At 35.9% G+C, this 18,112-nt stretch carries 20 protein-coding genes and 1 tRNA gene; 17 read left to right on the top strand and 4 right to left on the bottom strand.

What is annotated here, in order from left to right; all coding sequences use genetic code 11:
- Positions 1-10: 10 nt before the first annotated feature.
- The 7 genes from hisD to NKG37_RS01470 all read left to right on the top strand — a co-directional run bounded on the left by hisD (position 11) and on the right by NKG37_RS01470 (position 6,601).
- Positions 11-1,279 (top strand): histidinol dehydrogenase, encoded by a 1,269-nt coding sequence (gene hisD / locus NKG37_RS01500; protein ID WP_224427757.1) that lies wholly within the window; start codon positions 11-13, stop codon positions 1,277-1,279.
- Positions 1,280-1,354: 75 nt separating this feature from the next.
- Positions 1,355-1,942 carry an imidazoleglycerol-phosphate dehydratase HisB gene (gene hisB, locus NKG37_RS01495; RefSeq protein WP_224427758.1) on the top strand — a complete coding sequence of 196 codons (588 nt, stop codon included), beginning with the start codon at positions 1,355-1,357 and terminating at the stop codon, positions 1,940-1,942.
- Positions 1,943-2,566, top strand: a complete 624-nt coding sequence (hisH, locus tag NKG37_RS01490; RefSeq protein WP_224427759.1) for an imidazole glycerol phosphate synthase subunit HisH — start codon at positions 1,943-1,945, stop codon at positions 2,564-2,566. It begins immediately after the preceding gene.
- A gap of 5 nt (positions 2,567-2,571) precedes the next feature.
- Entirely contained in the window at positions 2,572-3,300 is a 729-nt protein-coding gene (gene hisA, locus NKG37_RS01485; protein WP_224427760.1) for a 1-(5-phosphoribosyl)-5-[(5-phosphoribosylamino)methylideneamino]imidazole-4-carboxamide isomerase, read from the top strand.
- Positions 3,301-3,341: 41 nt separating this feature from the next.
- Positions 3,342-4,100 (top strand): imidazole glycerol phosphate synthase subunit HisF, encoded by a 759-nt coding sequence (gene hisF / locus NKG37_RS01480; RefSeq protein ID WP_101729270.1) that lies wholly within the window; start codon positions 3,342-3,344, stop codon positions 4,098-4,100.
- On the top strand, positions 4,097-4,741 hold the full coding sequence (hisIE, locus tag NKG37_RS01475) for a bifunctional phosphoribosyl-AMP cyclohydrolase/phosphoribosyl-ATP diphosphatase HisIE (RefSeq protein ID WP_016203876.1): 645 nt from the start codon (positions 4,097-4,099) through the stop codon (positions 4,739-4,741). The genes hisF and hisIE overlap by 4 nt, the downstream gene beginning before the upstream one ends.
- Before the next feature lie 345 nt (positions 4,742-5,086).
- Positions 5,087-6,601, top strand: coding sequence for a tetratricopeptide repeat protein (locus tag NKG37_RS01470; RefSeq protein ID WP_169189070.1), 1,515 nt, complete (start codon positions 5,087-5,089; stop codon positions 6,599-6,601).
- Positions 6,602-6,723: 122 nt separating this feature from the next.
- On the opposite strand, the gene NKG37_RS01465 is transcribed toward NKG37_RS01470, so the two are convergent.
- Positions 6,724-6,972: a hypothetical protein gene (locus NKG37_RS01465; protein ID WP_254415682.1), complete on the bottom strand. Its 249-nt coding sequence runs from the start codon at positions 6,970-6,972 to the stop codon at positions 6,724-6,726.
- Between the two features lie 146 nt (positions 6,973-7,118).
- Here NKG37_RS01465 and NKG37_RS01460 point away from each other — a divergent pair, with 146 nt between their 5' ends.
- Entirely contained in the window at positions 7,119-7,466 is a 348-nt protein-coding gene (locus NKG37_RS01460; protein WP_169189068.1) for a helix-turn-helix domain-containing protein, read from the top strand.
- Positions 7,467-7,739: 273 nt separating this feature from the next.
- Complete coding sequence (trxB, locus tag NKG37_RS01455; protein WP_254415681.1) at positions 7,740-8,690, top strand: thioredoxin-disulfide reductase; 951 nt, start codon at positions 7,740-7,742, stop codon at positions 8,688-8,690.
- Positions 8,691-9,126: 436 nt separating this feature from the next.
- On the opposite strand, the gene NKG37_RS01450 is transcribed toward trxB, so the two are convergent.
- A complete protein-coding gene (locus NKG37_RS01450; RefSeq protein WP_118977697.1) occupies positions 9,127-10,470 on the bottom strand; it encodes an IS1380 family transposase in 1,344 nt (447 codons plus the stop codon).
- Positions 10,471-10,581: 111 nt separating this feature from the next.
- Positions 10,582-11,535, bottom strand: coding sequence for a nuclease-related domain-containing protein (locus NKG37_RS01445; protein WP_169189066.1), 954 nt, complete (start codon positions 11,533-11,535; stop codon positions 10,582-10,584).
- A 169-nt stretch (positions 11,536-11,704) separates the two neighbouring features.
- On the opposite strand from NKG37_RS01445, the gene NKG37_RS01440 reads away from it, so the two are divergent.
- The 5 genes from NKG37_RS01440 (at position 11,705) to NKG37_RS01420 (ending at position 15,522) form a co-directional block, all read left to right on the top strand.
- Entirely contained in the window at positions 11,705-12,163 is a 459-nt protein-coding gene (locus NKG37_RS01440; protein ID WP_016203870.1) for an NUDIX hydrolase, read from the top strand.
- Positions 12,164-12,185: 22 nt separating this feature from the next.
- A complete protein-coding gene (rapZ, locus tag NKG37_RS01435) occupies positions 12,186-13,067 on the top strand; it encodes an RNase adapter RapZ (RefSeq protein ID WP_016203869.1) in 882 nt (293 codons plus the stop codon).
- Entirely contained in the window at positions 13,064-14,020 is a 957-nt protein-coding gene (yvcK, locus tag NKG37_RS01430) for a gluconeogenesis factor YvcK family protein (protein ID WP_254415680.1), read from the top strand. The genes rapZ and yvcK overlap by 4 nt, the downstream gene beginning before the upstream one ends.
- Before the next feature lie 131 nt (positions 14,021-14,151).
- A complete protein-coding gene (gene whiA / locus NKG37_RS01425; protein ID WP_169189063.1) occupies positions 14,152-15,096 on the top strand; it encodes a DNA-binding protein WhiA in 945 nt (314 codons plus the stop codon).
- Positions 15,097-15,273: 177 nt separating this feature from the next.
- On the top strand, positions 15,274-15,522 hold the full coding sequence (locus NKG37_RS01420) for an HPr family phosphocarrier protein (protein ID WP_016205510.1): 249 nt from the start codon (positions 15,274-15,276) through the stop codon (positions 15,520-15,522).
- A gap of 358 nt (positions 15,523-15,880) precedes the next feature.
- Here NKG37_RS01420 and clpP read toward each other — a convergent pair whose 3' ends face one another.
- Positions 15,881-16,486, bottom strand: coding sequence for an ATP-dependent Clp endopeptidase proteolytic subunit ClpP (gene clpP, locus NKG37_RS01415; protein WP_016203866.1), 606 nt, complete (start codon positions 16,484-16,486; stop codon positions 15,881-15,883).
- 340 nt (positions 16,487-16,826) lie between these two features.
- Here clpP and NKG37_RS01410 point away from each other — a divergent pair.
- The 3 genes from NKG37_RS01410 (at position 16,827) to sinI (ending at position 18,111) form a co-directional block, all read left to right on the top strand.
- A tRNA-Arg gene (locus NKG37_RS01410) sits at positions 16,827-16,898 on the top strand.
- Between the two features lie 127 nt (positions 16,899-17,025).
- Positions 17,026-17,982 (top strand): tyrosine-type recombinase/integrase, encoded by a 957-nt coding sequence (locus NKG37_RS01405; protein ID WP_367976430.1) that lies wholly within the window; start codon positions 17,026-17,028, stop codon positions 17,980-17,982.
- 18 nt (positions 17,983-18,000) lie between these two features.
- Positions 18,001-18,111: a DNA-binding anti-repressor SinI gene (gene sinI, locus NKG37_RS01400; protein WP_254415679.1), complete on the top strand. Its 111-nt coding sequence runs from the start codon at positions 18,001-18,003 to the stop codon at positions 18,109-18,111.
- The last annotated feature ends 1 nt before the right edge of the window (position 18,112 follow it).

Raw genomic sequence — 18,112 nt, 5'->3', positions numbered from 1 at the left:
GGGTTTCTAGATGAGGATTGTGACAGATATAGAGAATATTTGCTTAAAGCGTTCTGTTGATGCTGGATCAGAAGAACAGCGAAAAGCGGTTATGGAGATAATGGACCAAGTAAAAAGAAAAGGTGATCAAGCGCTTATAGAATATACAAAAAAATGGGATGGCGCAGAGCTGACAAGTCTCCTAGTAAGGGAAGAAGAGATAGCGACTGCTTACGATCATGTTGAAACGGAAATGATTTCAATAATGAAGGAAGCGGCAGCCAACATTAAAGAATACCATCAAAAACAGCTGAAAACTTCGTGGAACTTTACCCAAGAAAACGGATCAGTCCTTGGTCAAAGGATTCTGCCTCTAGATTCAGTTGGAGTATATGTACCTGGTGGAACAGCCGCTTATCCTTCATCCGTGTTAATGAATGTGATTCCAGCGTTAGTAGCAGGAGTGAAACGAATTGTGATGGTATCGCCACCAAATGAGAACGGCAGTCTTCCTAGTGCAGTTTTAGTGGCAGCTGATATAGCGGGAGTAAAAGAAATTTATAAAGTAGGAGGAGCACAAGCTATAGCAGCATTAGCGTATGGCACAGAGTCGATTGAGAAGGTTGATAAGATTGTTGGTCCTGGAAATATTTTTGTTGCCCTTGCAAAGAGAGAAGTATTTGGAGATGTAGCGATAGATATGATTGCTGGTCCGAGTGAAATTGCCATCCTAGCAGATGAAACAGCAGTTGCAAAAGAAATCGCAGCAGATCTATTATCACAGGCTGAGCATGACGAAAGAGCTTCATCGGTTCTTGTCACAACATCTATTTCATTAGCAGAAGAGGTTTTTAATGAAGTGGAGCAACAGTTAAATGATTTACCAAGAAAAGAAATAGCGAAAAAATCAATTGATCAATATGGGTTGATAGTAGTCGTTAAAACACTAAATGAAGCCACCACAGCAATTAATACAATTGCTCCAGAACATTTAGAAATAATAACAGAAAATCCATATGATATCCTCGAAAACATTCGACATGCTGGCTCTATATTTATAGGGAGATATAGCTCAGAACCAGTTGGAGATTATTTTGCTGGAACAAACCACGTACTGCCAACAAACGGAACAGCAAGATTCTCCAATCCATTAAATGTGGACGATTTTCAAAAAAAATCCAGTATCACCCATTACAGTGAAGCAGCCTTTAAAGAAAATGCCTATAAAATAGCCAAATTTGCACGGTTAGAAGGCTTAGAAGCCCATGCAAGAGCAATAGAAGCACGATATGAGGAGTAGTGCTATTTATAAAAAAAATTGGTATTGATTGGGACTTGGAATCGATTAAAATACCTGCATAAAGGAGGAAGGAAAATGGGAAGAACCGCAGCGATTAGTAGAAAAACAGGAGAAACAAACATTCAGTTATCATTAAATGTAGACGGAGAAGGGGTTTCTGAAATCGATACTGGTGTACCGTTTATGAACCACATGCTTGATTTATTTACAAAGCATGGGCAATTTAATTTAACAGTCCAAGCAAATGGAGATATCGAAGTAGATGATCACCATACAACAGAAGATATAGGGATATGCCTCGGAATGGCACTAAAAGATGCTCTAGGAGATAAAAGTGGTATAAAGCGTTATGGAAATAGTTTTGTACCAATGGATGAAACATTAGCACAAGTAGTGATCGATTTAAGTAATAGACCTCACTTAGAATTCCGTGCAGAGTTCCCGAGTGATAAGGTAGGAACATTTGATACAGAACTTGTGCACGAATTTCTTTGGAAATTAGCTTTAGAAGCTAGGATGAATCTTCACGTTATTTTACACTACGGGAAAAATACTCACCATATGATAGAAGCAATCTTTAAAGCATTGGCACGAGCTTTAGATGAAGCAACGACCATCGACCCTAGAATTAAGGGGATACCTTCTACGAAGGGAATGCTGTAAATGATCGGGATTATTGATTATGGGATGGGGAATTTGTTCAGTGTTAGCAAGGCATTAGAACGATTGAATGCGCCTTATTTTATTTCAGAGAACAAAGAAGAATTGCTCCAAGCAGATGCATTAATTCTTCCTGGTGTAGGAGCATTTAAAGATGCGATGGAAAAACTGAAGGAAACGGGCTTATCTGAAATGATTCATACATTTGTCGAGAACGGTAAACCTTTATTAGGAATTTGCCTCGGTATGCAGTTACTGTTTGAATCAAGTGAAGAGAATGGCTTAAGCGAAGGATTAAAGTTATTGCCTGGCAAAGTGATACGCTTTTCAGGTATCTCCAAAGATGGTACGTCATATAAGGTACCTCATATGGGGTGGAATAAGCTTCATTTTAAGAAAGACTCATTAGTAACACTTAACATGGATGATGATTTTGTTTATTTTGTGCACTCTTATTATGCAGATACAAAAGAGGAAGTCATTATTGCAAGTTGTTCGTATGACAAAGAAGTTCCAGCAGTAGTAGGACGAAACAATGTATATGGCATGCAGTTTCATCCAGAGAAGAGTAGTAAATTGGGTATGCATTTATTAAGTAACTTTGCGAATTTAATACAGAAAGGATGACCCACATGACCTTTACTTTATACCCTGCTATTGATATGAGGGACGGAAAGTGTGTCCGTTTACTTCAAGGAGATTATGAAAAGGAAACAATCTACGGTGATTCTCCTTTTGATATGGCCAAAGGTTTTGTAGAACAAGGCGCAAAATGGATACATATGGTTGACCTTGATGGGGCAAAAGATGGCAAAAGAGTAAATGATCAATTTGTCATTGAAGCTGCTAAAAAATTAGGTGTTCATGTGCAAATCGGCGGCGGCATTAGGCAAGAAGCAGACATTGTTCATTATTTAGAGAATGGTGTAACGCGAGTAATCATTGGAAGTATAGCCGTTTCACAACCAGACTTTGCGATGGAAATGATTCGTAAATATGGGGATGGAATTGCAATTGGAATTGATGCGAAAAATGGTTATGTAGCAACGCATGGATGGCTATCTACTTCTGAGGTGAAGGCTGTGGAGCTTGGGAAACGCTTTGCAGATGCCGGAGCAGAAACTTTTATTTTTACAGATATTGCTACAGATGGAATGCTAAGTGGACCAAATGTTGAGGCGATTGAAGAACTGGCGATCGTAACAAAAAAAGAAGTAATCGCTTCAGGTGGTGTAAGTAGTATGGAGGATTTGAACCGACTAAAGGAAATTTACGTTAAAGGTGTCGGTGGTGCGATTATCGGTAAAGCATTATATGAAAAAAAATTCACACTGCAAGAAGCATTGGAACAAGTGTATTAACAAAGAGAAAGAGAGAGCTCATGGTGAGAGGGGGTTTAATAATGTTAACGAAGCGAATCATCCCATGTTTGGATGTAAAAGACGGCCGTGTTGTAAAAGGAATCCAATTTGTTCAATTAAAGGATGCGGGTGACCCAGTTGAATTAGCACGCTATTATGATGAACAAGGTGCAGATGAACTCGTGTTTCTTGATATTTCCGCTTCACATGAAGGAAGAAAAACAATGGTAGAAGTCGTAAAGGAAGTTGCTTCCCAGCTTGCTATTCCTTTTACTGTTGGGGGAGGCATTCATTCATTAGAGGATATGAAGAAAATTCTTCGGGCAGGTGCGGATAAGGTATCTTTAAACACAGCAGCCGTGTTAAATCCCTTGTTAATTGAAGAGGGGGCCAATTTTTTCGGTTCTCAATGTATTGTAGTAGCAATTGATGCTAAATACGATATAGAGCTCAGCACATGGCGTGTTTATACACATGGCGGTAGGAATCCTGTAGATAAAGATGTGATTACTTGGGCAAAAGAAGTAGTCGCTCTTGGAGCAGGGGAGATATTATTGACAAGTATGGATTCAGATGGAGAGAAAAGTGGCTTCAACCTAGCTTTGACAAAAGCGGTAAGTGAGGCGGTTTCTGTTCCCGTAATCGCTTCAGGAGGAGCTGGGAATGCCAAGCATTTTGAAGAAGCATTTAAAGAAGGAATGGCCGATGCTGCACTAGCTGCCTCTATTTTTCACTATAAAGAAACATCCGTGCATGAAGTAAAAGAATACTTGAAGGAAAAAGGAGTGCTTGTTAGATGAAAGTAGAGGAATTGAAATATGATGAAAAAGGATTAATTCCTGCTATTGTGCAAGATGCTGCTACGAAAGAAGTGCTAACACTTGCTTATATGAATAAGGAATCCTTAGAGAAATCTTTGCAAACAGGGGAGACATGGTTTTATAGCCGTTCTCGTCAAGAACTTTGGCATAAAGGTGCAACAAGTGGAAATACACAGCAAATTGTAGAAATTAAATATGATTGTGATCAAGATGCTTTAGTAGTATGTGTTAAGCCTAATGGACCAGCTTGTCATAATGGAACCAACAGCTGTTTCGTAGAGAGTGTCTATCAAAATAAGGAAGCAATCGAATCTAATGTTTCAGACTATCAAATTCTCGCAAATCTAGAGAAAATTATAGAAGAAAGAGATATTAACCGCCCTGAAGATACATATACAACGTATTTATTCGAGAAGGGAGTAGATAAAATATTAAAGAAAGTGGGAGAAGAAGCAGCAGAAGTAATTATTGCTGCAAAAAATCGAGATGTAGAAGAACTCAAATGGGAAGCTTCTGATCTGATTTACCATTTATTTGTCTTATTAAGAGAACAAAAATTGCCATTTTCCGATATTTTAAAGGTGTTGGAAGCACGTCATGAAGAAAAGCAAGGGAAGTAAGGGAGAATATTTATTTAATTTATATCTTGGTAAATTTATTATCTGAGGTCAGTGCTCGCTTTTCAGGAGCGAGCACCGAGCCGCTAGAAATACTTTAATCTCATCAAGAATCCTCAATAAGTGAAAGCAATAGTATTTTGCTTCCATACTCTTCCCTAATAACATCCCGTTTTTCTAACGATAGCTAAATATTCTGTTTAAAACCGTACACTTTTTTCCCAAAAGGGCATTGACTCTTCTCCGAATTGTATATAGTATGGTATACTTGTTTGGTTAACAGGAACAATTTATTTTAGCTTGCATTTAACTCTTGCTTTAAAAGGGAACATATATATTGGAGGATTTATGAATAAAAACTCAAATAGAGTACAACCGGTGGGTAAACTTATTACATTTAATCCTACAGGCGAATTTTATTTTAACAAAGGAATTAAGGCATATCATCAAAGAGATTATTATAAATCCCTTAAATATTTGCAAAGAGCACTGGCTTTAGAACCGGGAGAACCAATGATTGCATGTCAGCTTGCAGTCGTATATGCAGATATTGGAGAATATCAAAAATCTAATGAGCTTCTCCATGTTATTATCGAAGAATTAGATGAGGATATGGTTGAGTGTTATTATTTCCTAGCGAATAATTACGCCCATTTGGGATTTTTTAAAGATGCATATTATCATGCAAAACTATATTTAAGCTTGGATAAAGACGGAGAGTTTGTAGAGGACACAGAAGACCTTATGGAGGTTTTATCTCTGGAATCGGATGAGTTGGAGGAAGAGGAAGCCAACGAGGAAGAAGACCTAATTACGAGACAAGAGCAGGCAAGATCATTGCTTGAGTCTGGCAACTTTGCAAAAGCTGTGGAAGTATTAACGAAGGTCATTCAGGATTATCCAGAATATTGGTCTGCTTATAATAATTTAGCGTTAGCTCATTTCTACCTTGGTCAATCGGAAAAGGCTAGTGAGATTTTAGAGCATGTATTAAGCAACAATGTTGGAAACCTACATGCATTATGTAATAAACTTGTATTTGCATATTACCAAAATAATGAAGCTCACGTCAAAGAAATGGCAGCCATTTTAAAGAAAATCAATCCTATTTCAATAGATCATCAATTTAAACTTGGCACTACTTTTGCTTTAATTGGCGAATATGATACTGCTTATTTCTGGTTGAAGAAAATCTATAAACAGGGATTTCAAGGAGACGGTTCTTTTTATTATTGGTTATCCTATGCAGCTTATTACACAGGGAATAAGCAAACGGCAAAAAAAGCTTGGAAAAAAGTAATAGATGAGCATCCTGAGAAAGAAGGGCAAGAGCCTTGGAACAATTTAGAATATAAGATTAGTGGTTTTGAAGAGCATCTTAGTTCTATTTTGAAAAGGTTTGAAAGCAGTCACGTAGAGGAAAGACTGTTTGCTACTTTCTTAACTTCTGTATCTAGTCAAAAGGATAAAATTCTTTCTTCTTCTGCAATACAGCAAAAGAATGTTCTTACGCAAATAGAGAGAGAGTATTTAGCCTTTGTTAAGACTGGTAACGAGATTGAGGATCCATACTTATATGTTGCGCATCATACTGCTGAACAAATTTATACAAATTACCATCCGATTGGTACAGAAGAGACTAGTTTGTATTTATTATGGTTCTCAGCAATCATGGAAATGCAAAGTGCAGGAATGTTATTAAAAAATTGCATTGCTAGTGCAGCGGCTATTGACTATTTATGGAATCAGGCGAAGACGAAAAAGACACAGCAAGAAATTGCTGACCAATATGGGCTTTCTATAACCACTTTACAGAAATATATAAAGTCATTGAAATCCTTTATGCAACCCATCTATAGTTAAGATTCCATCATCTTTGCTGTCTTATGTATTAAAAATGATGACGTATATATAAGCAGTCTGAGTCGTATAGAGTCTAGACTGCTTTTTTTAATGTCAACTAATTAAATAGATGATAAAAAGAGTTATAATGAATCTAATGATACATCTATTTTACGATATAAATACAACCCATTTATTACTGCAAGGATGTTAATGATATGGAGGGTGATTAATTCCATATGGTTAAATATTAATATGGAAGAACCACAAATGATGATACAGAAAAGAAGCATTCCCAATGCAGACCAAATCGGTATTTCCCTTGCCTTTATTTGCACCATTCCGCTTAATCCCCCATCTAGAGTGGACGATATCACTCCAATTAACAACATATTATATCCTCCATTAAAAGTAACGTTAGGAATTAGGACATTTTTCTAAAAGATTGTTGTTTTTTCAATAGAATAAATTAAGAAACAGCCTAAACTAATTAAATATGATGGGGTAACCCCTATATCAATAAAAGGGAGAGTCGAAAATGAAAATTGGGGAGTTCGCAACGTTATTAAATACAACAAAAGAAACGGTACGGCAGTATGAAGAATTAAATTTATTGCAACCTCATAACAAAAAAGATTATGGCGATAAAGAAATTCTCGATTTTCAAGTGGTAAAAGAGCTACAGGAATATGGTTTTTCCTTAAAAGACATCCAGCTAATCTTTTCTTTAAAAGAAGCAGTAGACTGTGGGGATAAACAACTCATTGGTCAAGTTTATCAAATTTTTACAGGTCAATTAGAGAAACTTTTGCAAGAAGAAAAAGAAATACAAGAACGGAGATTGATTATAGAAAATGAGGCAAAGAAATTAAGGGATTTGCTATAGATAATCCTTTATCCCACTCTTACTGTCCATAAAGATCTGATTGGCTCAACTAACCATCAGTAGGGAAGGAAGGAAAACCCCCACTGATGGAAGTTTCACTTTATGATAACTTTTTCCACTTTGAGCAGATTTTTGGACGGATAGGGGATTAGTTTTATAGGATAGTAATAGATAATCATCCTTATAATAAGAAATGGACATTAATTCTTTTATATGAGCGTTAATTTAGTATAATAAATGCATTGGTTAGTTAATGGAAAGGGAGTTTTTGAAATGACGGAAGAAAAAATTTATGATGTTATCATTATTGGGGCTGGCCCAGCTGGAATGACAGCTGCTGTTTATACATCTCGTGCTAATCTTTCTACTTTAATGATTGAAAGAGGAATACCAGGTGGACAAATGGCGAATACAGAAGATGTAGAGAACTTTCCTGGATTTGAAAGTATTTTAGGTCCAGATTTATCTAATAAAATGTTTAATCATGCAAAAAAATTCGGTGCTGAATACGCATATGGCGATATTAAAGAAATAGTGGATGGAAAAGAATATAAAATAGTAAAAGCTGGTTCAAAAGAATTTAAAGCAAGATCCATTATTATTTCTACGGGTGCGGAATATAAAAAAGTCGGAGTTCCAGGTGAAAAAGAATTAGGTGGACGCGGCGTATCTTATTGTGCTGTTTGTGATGGTGCGTTCTTTAAAAACAAGCGTTTATTCGTAATTGGGGGTGGCGATTCAGCCGTAGAAGAAGGTGTATATTTAACTCGCTTTGCTTCCCAAGTTACCATTGTACATCGCCGTGACGAATTGAGAGCACAAAAAATTCTTCAAAAAAGAGCATTTGATAATGAAAAAGTAGACTTTATTTGGAACCATACCATTAAGTCAATCAATGAAAAAGATGGAAAAGTCGGTAGTGTGACACTTGTTTCTACAGTGGATCAAACAGAGCGGGAATTTGAAGCAGATGGCGTGTTTATCTACATTGGCATGGTTCCACTGTCTAAGCCGTTTGAAAGCTTAGGAATTACAAATGAAAATGGATATATTGAAACGAATGATCAAATGGAAACAAAGGTTCCTGGCATCTTTGCAGCTGGTGACATTCGTGAAAAAACACTCCGTCAAATTGTTACCGCAACAGGTGATGGAAGTATCGCTGCGCAAAGTGCTCAGCACTATGTAGAAGAGTTAGCAGAGTCATTAAAAGAAGCGTATTAAAAGTGTCATTCCGTTTTAATTGGAATGTAACAGTAGTGAAACATATTTGGGGTATCATATAAGTAGAAATTGACCCCCTTTTAAGATATATTTTTTGCATAGGCCCAACATGGAGCCTATGCCTTTTTTTGTGGATGTGACCAGATTTTTGTTTTGGCTGATAAGCATTATTTTTCGCGAATAACTGGTATGTTTTAGCGAATACTTTGTTTTTTTCAAGAATTTTAGAGGGAATTTCGCGAATATAGTGTTAAATGACGTAAATACTTTCCTGAATCCGTGATAAAAAATAATTCTTCCGATAATTTTAGGAATTCCTTATTTTCTTGCCATTCGTACTAATTTAAGTTGGATTGATTGTTTTTTGTGTACACTAAATAAAACCTGCTTACCTATAATTTTTTTCAGGTCTTATTACCTATTCAGTTTCCTAGGCTTATGTTGTAAATGAAAGATACAGTCGTTTAAAAGTAGGAAACCAAGGACTATGATTTCCAAACTTTAAGTAAATTCTTCGGGAATGCTTTACCAATTTTGCAGCTAATGTAATCAAATTCTGGATAACCGTTTTTACTCGGCGACGGAAGACCTTTCTTTTAAGCGGCGCATCCCCTGATTTCAGGCTTTCTTGGCCAATAATCCGAAGGAGATTGTAGGTTAAACATCCAAGATGTAAGATTAATTCATTGGTGGCAAATTTCCCAGAAGGGAAACGTTCTAGGTCTAAATCCGTTTTTAATTCACTGTGGAATTGTTCACAAGTGGCATGTTCGTGATAAAGGCTAATTATTTCCTCTGTTTCATTAGGTAGGGTAGTCCAATAGCTCTCAAACTCAACATCTGGGATTAAGAGGATTTGGCCGTTTTTATCAATCGTTCTTTCTGTTACTTTATAGACTTGGCGAATGGCTTTTTTCATTCCCTTTGGAGTTGTTTCTAAAGCACCATAGAATACACGTTTTCCTTCTCGCTCCTGAACGCATTTACCGAATTGTTCAGCTACCATGAGCCAGTTTTCAGGCTTTTCACGGCGAGGATTTCGTTTAATTATGAAATCGGCCTTTTCATTCACACAAACTTTTAGGTTTTCGACACTATCGTTTCCTGCATCCATACGGACCAATAACGATAGATCAGTAATCATCCGAGAATATATAATACTTTTCTCGAGAAATTTCTCAGTATCCTTTTGAACGTGTGTGCTTCCCTCCCGAAGTTCCACATTTACAACGTAGCCTTCTTGACCCAAATAGGAGAAGTTAGGGGAATACCCGTCACATCCTTTGTATGTGCGACTAACCCCTTCTTTCTTAGTATTTGAGTTATCAAATGGCGATACATCAATATCCAGAGGTACGTATGATTTTTTGTCACTAGTAATTGTTGGAGTGACAGGAGAATCAAATTGCCGTATTAGTTTAGCCGATTCTTCCAGAACAATGGATTTCCATCCAGTCACCTTGGCAATTTGATCGAGTCGTTGCCGTAGTGTGGGACTTGATGGAACCACTTGAATATCCAATGCACGATAAAAGAAGGGATCATCTCGAAATTCTTCGATATGGTCGAAATCATTCTTACCTTGGCACAATAGACCCACATAAGAAGTGGTAACATCCCCATTAAGAATGGCCGGAGACGACTTGATTTCTGGGACCTTTAAGGATGAAAAACGTTTGTAAAATTTTGTTTTTGATAAAAGCAAACCTATTAAACCTAGACCCGAATGGGTCGTTAATGTATCATCGGAATCTTCTAAAATAAACTTAACCAATTTCAACACCTGCCTGGTGAAATAAAATTATCAACATAAATCAGCTGATAACATTATTATATCAGACTTTGTGGGCACATTTATTATTAATTACGTCACGGATTCAGGACTTTTATTTCATTCCAAAAAATCTTTTGTCGGGTAATAAATTCTTCCTCGATTTTCACCTGTATAAGGTAATTTCATCGAAACAAGAAGTCGATTAGCCGTATCTTTGGAAGAAATATGGACAAATTCACGAAATTCCTTACTAGTAATAGAAGGTTTGATTAAAAGGAAATAATCTTCCACTGCTTTTATATGGGCTTTTTTATCAAATGTGGAACAGGATGGACAAAACCAGTTACGCTTTTTTCTAATCATCGCAAATGCTTTGCAGTGAGGGCACTGAACACCTGTTATAATATCCTTTTTGCTTATATTGTATTTTTCCAATACATTAGTATTATCAGGACTATGATGCTTGCGGAGAAATTTGGAGATTTTACGAAGGCTCTTTTCATCTAGAACATTTCCTTTATATTTTCTTTGTAATTGATCCCATTTTTCAAGAAAACTATGGCTGTGGAGAACATGACTTTTTATCGAGGGATTTCCTTTTATGATAGTAGACGGTTTGGAAATAATAACGATGGGTTCAATAGGAGGAATAGTAAAGTGGCTTTTTCGTAAGAAAGATTCTAATTGCCGCTTTAATCTTTTTACTTGAGAGATTGGATCCAAGTAGCCTTCTTCTTGATTATTTCGAATTCGGGTAAATTGGTTTAAGGTTGTATCAAATAGTAATGTGCCTAAATAGTTTTTACAATCAATAATAATAAAAAAGAAATGTGTCAGTAAGAGATAGTCTATTTGAAAATAAGATTTCCCATCATATAAACGAAGATTATGAATAATAAAGCATTCTTTATCTGGGATAAAATCGAGATAATAGGTTAGTTCCTTTTCTCCTTTATAGCCGCGCAAATGAATAGAAACATCTTTTTGGATGGCCGAATATTTATCTCCGCGTTTTAAGAGTGCTTCTAATTTTCTTAACTTCAAACTTTTTTTAACAAGATTAACATACAAGAAAACCCACATCCTTATTCTATAGATTATCTAAATTATTCTCTGTAATGAATAAAGAATCCTCCATAATTGGAAAAGGCAATTTATTGTGAGGGCATGACAATAATAGTATAATAAAAGGAATGGTTAAAAGCAGTGCCTACATATAGAGAAAATTGGGGTGAATAATTTGCAACGTGTGACAAATTGTTTGTTACTTAAAGATAATAAAGTCTTATTGCTACAGAAACCAAGACGTGGTTGGTGGGTAGCACCTGGCGGGAAAATGGAGCCTGGAGAATCTGTGAGAGATTCCTGTATTCGCGAATACAGAGAAGAAACAGGTATTTATTTAAGAAATCCTAACATCAAAGGTATATTTACCTTTATTATAAAAGATGGAGATAAGATTATTTCGGAGTGGATGATGTTCACCTTTTTCTCTACGAATGCAGATGGTGTCAATGTAGATGAATCAGCTGAAGGGAAAATTGTCTGGCACGATTTAGATGATGTGAAAAACTTGCCGATGGCTGAAGGCGATTATCATATTTTAGATTACATGATCCATGGTAATGGAATTATCTATGGAACCTTTACTTATACACCAGATTTCGAATTAATTAGTTACCGATTAGATCCAAGCTAAAGATTTATTAGGGGGAATTAAAATGAGTGCAAGTGAACCACAAGTCGTAATCATCACAGGAATGTCAGGAGCGGGAAAAACAGTCGTTATCCAAAGCTTTGAAGACTTAGGATTTTTTTGTGTAGATAATTTACCGCCTACACTTTTACCTAAGTTTCTTGAACTTATGAAAGAGTCGGAGAATAAGATGAATAAGGTTGCTCTTGGGATGGATTTACGGGGCAGAGAATTTTTTGATGATTTATTCGCTGCACTAGATGATTTAGCAACTTCCTGGGTTGTACCGAAAATCCTTTTTCTAGATGCTGATGACAGCGCCCTAGTTAGAAGATATAAGGAGACTAGAAGAGTTCATCCCCTTGCACCATCTGGACTTCCTTTAGAAGGAATTAAATTGGAACGAGAAATGTTAGAAGAGCTCAAAGGAAGAGCGCAAATTATTTATAATACATCTCAAAGCTCTCCTAGAGAACTTAGAGAAAAGATTTTAAAAGAATTCTCTGTTAATAAACAATCCATCTTTACTGTAAATGTGATGAGTTTTGGATTTAAGCATGGACTTCCTATTGATGCAGATTTAGTATTTGATGTGCGTTTTTTACCAAACCCTCATTACGTTGAGCATATGAGACCAAAAACTGGGTTAGATGTCGAGGTATCCAGTTATGTGTTGAAATGGACAGAGACAGGCCAATTTTTAGAAAAGGTAATTGATTTACTAACATTTATGTTGCCTCAATATAAGAGAGAAGGAAAATCACAGCTTGTTATTGCAATTGGCTGTACTGGGGGACAGCATCGGTCTGTTGCATTAGCTGAATATATCGGCCATCACTTTGAAAAAGAATATAATATTGCTATTGCTCACCGTGATATGGAGAGGAGAAAGGACCAACAGGCATGAGTGAAAAGGAACAGCCAAGAATAGTAATCATCGGAGGAGGAACTGGCCTTTCTGTGCTTCTACGTGGACTAAAAAAATATCCAGTAGACATTACGGCAATAGTAACAGTAGCCGATGATGGAGGAAGCTCTGGAAGACTAAGAGAGGATCTTGATATCCCTGCTCCTGGAGATGTTCGCAATGTGTTAGCGGCATTATCCGATGTAGAGCCCTTAGTGGAGGAAATGTTTCAGCATCGATTTACAAATAGTAAAGACTTAGATGGACATTCATTAGGTAATTTGATCTTAGCTGCCATGACTTCCATTACTGGTAATTTTACCTATGCGATTCAAGAAATGAGCAAAGTACTGAATGTTCGTGGTAAAGTATTACCTGCAACTAGTCATAGTGTTATTTTAAATGCATTAATGGAGGATGGAACGGTTGTGGTAGGAGAATCCAGTATTCCGAAGGTTGGGAAGAGAATAAACAAAGTTTTTCTAACCCCAGAGGACTCTGCACCACTTCCTGAAACCATTCATGCTATCGAGCAAGCAGATTTAATTGTAATTGGACCTGGAAGCTTATATACTAGTATCTTGCCAAATTTGGTAGTCCCAGAAATCAAAGAGGCAGTCCGAGAAGCGAAAGCAAAAAAAGTATATGTATGCAATATTATGACACAGGCAGGAGAAACATCCGATTATACGGCAAGTGATCATGTGAAGGCGTTATATGAGCATGTAGAAAAACCATTTATCGACACTATTATCGTGAACAAAACGAACATACCTGCAAATGTACAACAAAGATATGATGAAGAAAAAGCAAAGCCTGTGGTTTTTGATATAAATCGGCTTGAACGAATGGATCTCGATGTAATAGCAGGTGATATCATCAAGCTTGATCAAGGTGTTATTCGCCATAATACAGTAGAAGTGGCGAAGATTCTTTATTCCATTATTGATTGAAGAAAGAATGGCTTTTTAGACAAAGGATATTTACAGGAAATCAAGTTAATAACTGTCTAAAAGCAACGGATTTCATTTAAAGAAATATATTTAAGAAGAACACCTGCTTTTTTCTATAAGGGGGGAAGGATATGTCTTTTGCTTCAGAAACAAAAAAAGAATTAACAACAATTGAAGCCAAAAATTGCTGTGGAAAAGCAGAATTATCAGCACTGATTCAAATGAACGGGACACTTTCCTTTTCCAACCAGAGGCTAGTTGTGAATATACAGACAGAGAATGCGGCTATTGCAAGAAGAATTTACACCCTAATAAAAAGGTATTTTGATATACCAGTTGAATTATTAGTTCGCAAAAAGATGCGCTTGAAAAAGAACAATGTTTATATAGTGCGTATTTCCAATCATGGTAAAGAAGTGCTGGAGGAGCTAAGTATTCTTAAAGAAGGTTTCGTGTTTACTCATGAAATCTCTCCAGAGTTAATTAAGAAAAAATGTTGTAAACGATCCTATTTAAGAGGGGCCTTTTTAGCTGGTGGCTCTGTAAACAATCCAGAAACATCTTCATACCATTTAGAAATTGCTTCTTTATACAAAGAACATATCAATGCACTTAGTGATTTAATGAATACATTTGGGTTAAAAAGTAAGACGTTAGAAAGAAAAAAAGGGTTTATTGCTTATTTAAAAGAAGCAGAAAAAATAACCGAATTTCTTAATATTATTGGTGCGCATGGAGCGCTTCTACGTTTCGAAGACATTCGAATTGTTAGAGATATGAGAAATTCAGTAAATCGATTAGTTAATTGCGAAACGGCCAATTTAAATAAAACAATTGGAGCAGCATTAAGGCAAGTCGAGAATATCCGTTATATTGATAAAACGGTTGGGTTACAAATTTTACCTGATAAACTTAGAGAAATTGCAGAACTTCGCGTAGCTTATCAAGATGTTACGTTAAAAGAATTAGGTGAAATGGTATCTTCTGGTAATATTAGCAAATCCGGTATAAATCATCGGTTAAGAAAAATTGATGAAATTGCAGATGCTCTTCGTCGTGGAGAAGCAGTAAAATAATTGGAATGGATAATATATCAAGACAAGGGTATATATTATCCATTTTTTATTGCTACCTAAACTTTATTATCAGAAAAATTCATCTAAACTGAATATTCTTCTCTCTGAATACAGCAAAAAACTCATTTTCCTTGTATAATAGATATATTACTATTTTGATGAAGGGGAGGATGTTCAATGGTGGAACAAGAAATTACTGTAGATTTAAAATCAGGTCTACAAGCGCGACCTGCAGCTTTATTTGTACAAGAGGCTAGCAATTATTTATCAGAAGTATTTATTGAAAAGGACGGAAGGAGAGTAAATGCAAAAAGTATAATGGGGATAATGGGATTAGCCATTAATTCTGGGGCAACAATAAAATTAATTGTTGATGGTAGTGATGAAGTGGAAGCGCTTCAGAATTTAAAAGGGTTGCTAAAGTGAATTTTTTATAAAATATAAAAAAGACTGTTCCAAAGAGGAGGATTTTAGAGGTAATATCCATCTATTCTGAGTGGTTCATTACCTATAAAAATCTAAGACCTTTGTTTGAAACAGTCTTTTTTTTTAAGGCTGTTTTCGTAAAGTTTGTTGCGATTACCCGCAGCCGGAATACACTTCGCTTTCCGTGGGGCTCGCGCTGAGCCTCCTCAGCTTCGCCTCCGGGGTCTCAGACTGTCTCGCTAATCCCACAGGAGTCTACGTGTATTCCGGCTGCTCCATTTTTTCAACTAATTGTTTTTTCGATTGAAAAACAACAATTCTTTAGAAAACAGTCTTTTTCTAATGATTAAGTGATGTTTTATTTATTTTTTTTGTCTTCAAGAGAATTGCGGCTGATAACATGGTCAACTAAACCATATTCTTTAGCAACATCAGCAGTCATAAAGTTATCGCGTTCTGTATCTCTTGCAATCACATCAATTGGTTGACCTGTACGCTCAGATAAAATACCGTTTAATTTATCACGTAAGAATAAGATGCGTTTCGCAGCAATCTCAATTTCAGTTGCTTGACCTTGTGCTCCACCAAGTGGTTGGTGAATCATTACTTCACTATTTGGTAAGGCATAACGCTTGCCTTTTGCACCAGCAGCAAGTAAGAATGCACCCATAGAAGCAGCCATACCTATACAGATTGTTTGAACATCTGGCTTAATATATTGCATAGTATCAAAAATGGCCATTCCAGCAGTAATGCTTCCACCTGGGCTGTTGATATAAATAGATACATCTTTTTCAGGATTTTCTGTTTCTAAAAATAAAAGCTGGGATACGATAGAGTTAGCTACATTATCATCGATAGCACTACCAAGCATGATAATACGGTCTTTTAATAAACGAGAGTAGATATCGTAAGCACGTTCTCCTCTATTTGTTTGCTCAATAACTGTAGGAATTAAATTCATTTAAAATCCTCCTTTTTAATAATCTGTTCGAAAAGCATAAGTATTTGTTTCTTCAGTAAGATGAAAAACATCCAAACTGTATGTATTCCTAATGATACACGGATGGTCAATTAAGGTCAAACATTAAAGCTTGAATAACCCAAAATATCATTCGACATCTTTTTTAGAGATGGGAGAGATATAAGGCTATTAATAATAACCATTCTTTTATTTCGTCTACAATCCTTTCTCCATGATACCCATTGCTCCTTTTTTTAAACATCGTCTATTGCATAAAAAGGGAACTTCGCTTATAATATGAAGGCGTAACTTTCATGTTACAGTACTTTATTTTTATTATGCCCTCGTGGTGCAACGGATAGCACGTAAGATTCCGGTTCTTAAAATGGGGGTTCGATTCCCTCCGAGGGCGCTAATAAAAGTCTTGACATTATAGTGTTTCTGCGAATTTTTTAATCGTGGAAGCACTATTTTTTTATGGTTTTTTCACTTTAAAAATACCACGAATAGTACCACGCATTCCAATACCTCCTAACTAAATAGTAAAGGGGGTTTTTCCAATCAAAAGAAGAAAAGATGTCACAAACTCCACTGTAAAACAAACACTAAAAAATATCTCAAATGAAAAAATTACTTCCTCAAATTATCAAAATGCAGTAGATGAATTTTTAAAGCATTGTAAAATTAAAGGTTTATCCATTGATACGGTTAAGTTTTATGACAAAGAATTGAAGCAAACAAGAAGAAGTTTTGTTGATATTGATGTTCCAATAGATGATTTACGTCAAATAAAAACTAAACATATTGAAAACTTCATTGAACATCAACAAAGTTTAAATCGTGCAATCAATACAATTAATTCACGCATAAGAGCAGGGAGAACATTCTTTAACTTTTGCTTAAAAAAAGGTTATATCAACAAAAACCCATATGACGATATTCAACAATTAAGAATACGTCATGAAGTGGGAGCAACTTTTTCTAAGCGTCAATTAAAAAAATTATTAGATGCTCCAGATACGACTACTTTTATAGGGTTACGTGATTTAGCCATTATGCTTACCCTTGCTCATACAGGAATGAGATTGACAGAATTAACCTCATTACGTATACAAGACGTTTCTTTTGATGATAAAGGAGCAATTAATATCCAACGTGCTAAAAATCGCTATGCACGTAGAATACCCCTTACAAGACGTTTAAAGGTGGTATTGAAATCCTATATGTCTGAACGTGGAGTATTAGACAATGATAGCCTATTTATTACCGTTGAAAATCAACCAATGGGAGGTAGAGCAATTCAAGATAGATTACGTCAATATGGATTGCAAACAGGAGTAAGTAAAGAGGTTGCTGTCAGTCCTCATGCATTTAGAAGGACATTTTGCCGATTGAAAGTAGAAGCAGGAACAAACTTGTTTGTATTGCAACGTATGACTGGACACCAATCATTAGAAATATTAAAGCGTTATGTACAGATATATGGAAAAGATTGAGGAAGGTTTTGAGGATATATGAAGCAGTTAGATAATGAATGGATTCTTCTTATTTTTAAAGCCAAACAACTAGGTCTGACAGTTGAGGAAATACAAAAATTCTTAAAACTTAATCAGAAGGAGAAATAAT

Source organism: Niallia sp. RD1 (genome assembly GCF_024219955.1).
GTDB classification, from domain to species: domain Bacteria; phylum Bacillota; class Bacilli; order Bacillales; family Cytobacillaceae; genus Niallia; species Niallia alba.
Note: the sequence above shows the minus strand (reverse complement) of the source record. Positions and strands in the feature narration are given on the sequence as shown.

Excerpts from the sequence above, each read along its gene's own strand:
- hisD (WP_224427757.1), top strand. The coding sequence starts at position 11 with ATGAGGATTGTGACAGATATAGAGAATATTTGCTTAAAGCGTTCTGTT.
- NKG37_RS01420 (WP_016205510.1), top strand. The coding sequence starts at position 15,274 with ATGGTGGAACAAGAAATTACTGTAGATTTAAAATCAGGTCTACAAGCG.
- NKG37_RS01470 (WP_169189070.1), top strand. The coding sequence starts at position 5,087 with ATGAATAAAAACTCAAATAGAGTACAACCGGTGGGTAAACTTATTACA.
- rapZ (WP_016203869.1), top strand. The coding sequence starts at position 12,186 with ATGAGTGCAAGTGAACCACAAGTCGTAATCATCACAGGAATGTCAGGA.
- whiA (WP_169189063.1), top strand. The coding sequence starts at position 14,152 with ATGTCTTTTGCTTCAGAAACAAAAAAAGAATTAACAACAATTGAAGCC.
- NKG37_RS01465 (WP_254415682.1), bottom strand. The coding sequence starts at position 6,972 with ATGTTGTTAATTGGAGTGATATCGTCCACTCTAGATGGGGGATTAAGC.
- NKG37_RS01460 (WP_169189068.1), top strand. The coding sequence starts at position 7,119 with ATGAAAATTGGGGAGTTCGCAACGTTATTAAATACAACAAAAGAAACG.
- clpP (WP_016203866.1), bottom strand. The coding sequence starts at position 16,486 with ATGAATTTAATTCCTACAGTTATTGAGCAAACAAATAGAGGAGAACGT.
- hisH (WP_224427759.1), top strand. The coding sequence starts at position 1,943 with ATGATCGGGATTATTGATTATGGGATGGGGAATTTGTTCAGTGTTAGC.
- yvcK (WP_254415680.1), top strand. The coding sequence starts at position 13,064 with ATGAGTGAAAAGGAACAGCCAAGAATAGTAATCATCGGAGGAGGAACT.
- hisB (WP_224427758.1), top strand. The coding sequence starts at position 1,355 with ATGGGAAGAACCGCAGCGATTAGTAGAAAAACAGGAGAAACAAACATT.
- sinI (WP_254415679.1), top strand. The coding sequence starts at position 18,001 with ATGAAGCAGTTAGATAATGAATGGATTCTTCTTATTTTTAAAGCCAAA.
- hisF (WP_101729270.1), top strand. The coding sequence starts at position 3,342 with ATGTTAACGAAGCGAATCATCCCATGTTTGGATGTAAAAGACGGCCGT.
- hisA (WP_224427760.1), top strand. The coding sequence starts at position 2,572 with ATGACCTTTACTTTATACCCTGCTATTGATATGAGGGACGGAAAGTGT.
- hisIE (WP_016203876.1), top strand. The coding sequence starts at position 4,097 with ATGAAAGTAGAGGAATTGAAATATGATGAAAAAGGATTAATTCCTGCT.
- trxB (WP_254415681.1), top strand. The coding sequence starts at position 7,740 with ATGACGGAAGAAAAAATTTATGATGTTATCATTATTGGGGCTGGCCCA.